This window comes from Candidatus Poribacteria bacterium, assembly GCA_009839745.1.
In the GTDB taxonomy this organism is placed as follows: Bacteria; Poribacteria; WGA-4E; order WGA-4E; family WGA-3G; genus WGA-3G.
This window is the reverse complement of the sequence record VXPE01000119.1, coordinates 49,887-52,101: the sequence shown is the minus strand read 5'-3', so window position 1 is coordinate 52,101 and position 2,215 is coordinate 49,887. Positions and strand designations below refer to the sequence as shown.

General features: G+C 50.9%; 2 protein-coding genes. One reads left to right on the top strand and one right to left on the bottom strand.

Translation table 11 applies throughout. The features are described from left to right. Nucleotides 1-51 precede the first annotated feature (51 nt). Nucleotides 52-1,197 carry a glycerate kinase gene (locus F4X88_18875; protein MYA58353.1) on the bottom strand — a complete coding sequence of 382 codons (1,146 nt, stop codon included), beginning with the start codon at nucleotides 1,195-1,197 and terminating at the stop codon, nucleotides 52-54. A gap of 120 nt (nucleotides 1,198-1,317) precedes the next feature. Here F4X88_18875 and F4X88_18870 point away from each other — a divergent pair, with 120 nt between their 5' ends. Continuing rightward, the gene (locus F4X88_18870) at nucleotides 1,318-2,127 is read left to right on the top strand and encodes a phytanoyl-CoA dioxygenase family protein (GenBank protein MYA58352.1); all 810 of its coding nucleotides are present in this window, start codon (nucleotides 1,318-1,320) and stop codon (nucleotides 2,125-2,127) included. The last annotated feature ends 88 nt before the right edge of the window (nucleotides 2,128-2,215 follow it).

Genomic DNA, 2,215 nt, shown 5'->3' with positions numbered 1-2,215 from the left:
GAACGCAGTCGCAACGAAACCGAAGCCCACGCCTTTAGGCGTTGGGTGCTATCACTTGGGCATTCCGGTTCCGATGGCAACCAATCGTGCCGCTTGCTCCGCTGTATCGGCGATCAACCGCGACGCGTCTGTAACGGCATCTTCAAGGGACATCGGTTCTTGGACAATGCCTAACATCGCATCAATACCGGCATCATAAACGGCTTCGGCACCTTCAGCGATACCACCCGCAATGGCTATAACGGGAATCCCGTATGCTTTCGCGACCTTCGCAACACCGACAGGCGTTTTCCCGAACGCTGTCTGAAAGTCCAGTTGTCCTTCTCCGGTGAAAACGACGGTCGCCCCTTTTACCCGTTCCTTGAGATTCACGGCATCAATCATAATGTCCACACCGAGCCGCAGTTCGGCATTGAGGAACGCCATCAATCCTGCGCCTAATCCACCGGCTGCGCCCGCACCGGGAATATCATTAAAGGATTTTCCGAGCGTCTGCATCAAGACCTCGTCAAAATGTGCAAGATGCCCATCTAACGTTTCAATCATTTCAGGGGTCGCCCCCTTCTGCGGTCCATAGACGTGTGATGCCCCGTCTGGTCCAGTCAATGGATTGTTAACATCACAGGCGACAACGGTTTCGGTTTCGGCAATAGCAGGATGTAAGTTGGTTACATCTATTGATGCTAATTGCCCAAGACTTCCACCACCGCGTTGAATCTGTTTTCCGTTTGTGTCCAACAATCGAACACCGAGTGCCTCCGCCATTCCAGCACCACCATCGTTTGTTGCACTTCCACCGATACCGATGATTAAACGTCTGCACCCCGCTTCCAGAGCGGTGTGAATCAGTTCTCCAGTGCCGTAGGTCGTGGTCCGAAGTGGATTCCGTTCGTGCGGTTTGACGAGTGTGAGACCAGAGGCGGATGCCATCTCAATAACGGCGGTCTCTCCATCAGAGAGGATACCGAATTGGGCATCGACCTCGTTTTCGAGGGGAGCACGTACACGGCGTGTTTGAAAGTGTCCGCCGGTGGCGTCTACAAGCGATTGCACAGTTCCTTCACCGCCGTCCGCCATCGGTATTTTCTCAATGACGGCATCAGGAAACACGCGCCGGAGTCCCTGCTCCATCGCATTTGCAGCTTCCAGAGCACTGACACTCCCTTTAAATGAATCAGGTGCAACTACAATTTTCATAGTTGATAATTTATCATAAGCACCGCGAATTGTCAAGTTCAGGCACTACAATGGCAGAACGATTCAATTCTACTGTAGGAAAAATCTCCGAATTCCGATTTTTTCTAACTTGATCTTTCTATGAGGCACGGGTATAATAAAAGCACTGAAAGGAGAATCATCATGGATTGGCAATTGGAAACGACTGTCTCTGATGGACAGGTCGAATTTTACAAAGAAAACGGGTATCTCACGTTTGGACGGATCTTCACAGAATCGGAATTGGATACACTCCGGGATTATGTGGATGAGATGATCGAGAATTTGCCCGAAGGGAGGCGTCCTGAACAGATGGATGTCCCGCATTTTGAACATCCGTTTTTGTTTAAATATCTGACGCATCCACGGGTGTTGAAGGTGATAGAGCGGTTGATTGGACCGGATATTGTGCTCTGGTCGAGCCACTTTATTAGCAAGCGCGAGCACGATGGCATGGCGGTCCCGTGGCATCAGGATGGGGTCTACTGGGGAAAATCTCTTGAGCCGATGGACGTTATCACGATGTGGCTCGCGGTAGATGAATCGAAGGTCGAAAACGGATGTATGCGTGTTATCGCTGGTAGCCACAAATTACGGGATCGCCGCTATGAAGAGGTCGATCGCAGAAATAATCTCTTCGGCAGCGAAGTTGTGGAGGATGACTTAGATACATCAAAGGTGGTCAATTTGGAACTGGAGGTTGGCGAGTGCCATTTTCACGACGCATGGACCATCCATAACTCCAGTCCGAACGTCTCGCAGAAACGGCGATGCGGGTACACAATGCGCTACATGCCTGCGAGTGTCCGTTACCCGGGGGCAGAGTGGCGCCGCAAGCACTATATCTATCTGCTGCAAGGCGAAGATAGGACGGAAGGCTTTAACACCTATGCCCCTGTACCGGAGTTCTAACGGCGGAATTACGCTAACATTCAAATCCACTTTACCGAGCCGCAAGGTAAAATTAAAGACGTTTTTACCAGTAATTGTAGCCTGCAAC